Source organism: Aquimarina addita (genome assembly GCF_039539305.1).
GTDB classification, from domain to species: domain Bacteria; phylum Bacteroidota; class Bacteroidia; order Flavobacteriales; family Flavobacteriaceae; genus Aquimarina; species Aquimarina addita.
Map to the genome: position 1 here is coordinate 1 of NZ_BAABCW010000071.1, position 835 is coordinate 835.

At 35.6% G+C, this 835-nt stretch carries 1 protein-coding gene; it reads right to left on the bottom strand.

Annotated elements, in window-relative coordinates:
- A partial coding sequence (locus ABD816_RS22185; protein WP_344931106.1) for an AMP-binding protein occupies nt 1-835 on the bottom strand: 835 nt, incomplete at both ends.

Sequence of the window (835 nt, forward strand, 5' to 3'; positions counted from 1 at the left end):
CACGAATCTTTACCTGATCATCCTTTCTACCTATGAATTCAATATTACCATCTGGCAACCAACGTGCAAGATCCCCTGTCTTATATAAACGCGAACCGGAATCATCGCTAAATGGATTGTCGATGAAACTTTTTCGAGTTTTTATCGCATCATTAATATAGCCTCTACCAACTCCGATACCTGACACCCATAATTCTCCAATTACTCCTATTGGGCATAAATTATTAAATGAATCAACTATATATAATTGGGTATTGGCTATAGGCTTTCCTATAGGAACAATAACTCTTTCTATTTCGTTATATATAAAATAAAGACTTATATCATCTGCGGCTTCCGTAGGTCCATATGCATTCACTACAGGTATAGAAGGATAGCGGTTAAACCATTTGTCTAAAAGAGAAGGAGTTACAGTTTCTCCTGTAACTAAGAAATAATGTAATTGTTTTAAATCACGATCAGAGACTACATCTAACAAATTTGACATGTATGACGGTACTAGCTGTAGTAAATTTACTTTATCCAGATATAGTGCATCTAACAAATCTGATGGACTACGTATTAAGTCATAACTGTATACTAATATTTGCCCTCCACACAATAACCCACTTAACATTTGCCATACAGATATATCAAATGTAAAAGGAGCTGTAAAAGCAACAATACTAGAGGAGTTCATCTTAAAACTATCTAGCATAACTAAAAGATGGTTCGACATTCCTGCGTGTTCAATCATTACCCCTTTAGGTTTCCCTGTTGACCCTGATGTGTAGATTACATATGCGAGGTGGTTGGGCAATGTGATTTTTGGTAGTTTTCTAGACGATTCTATTGC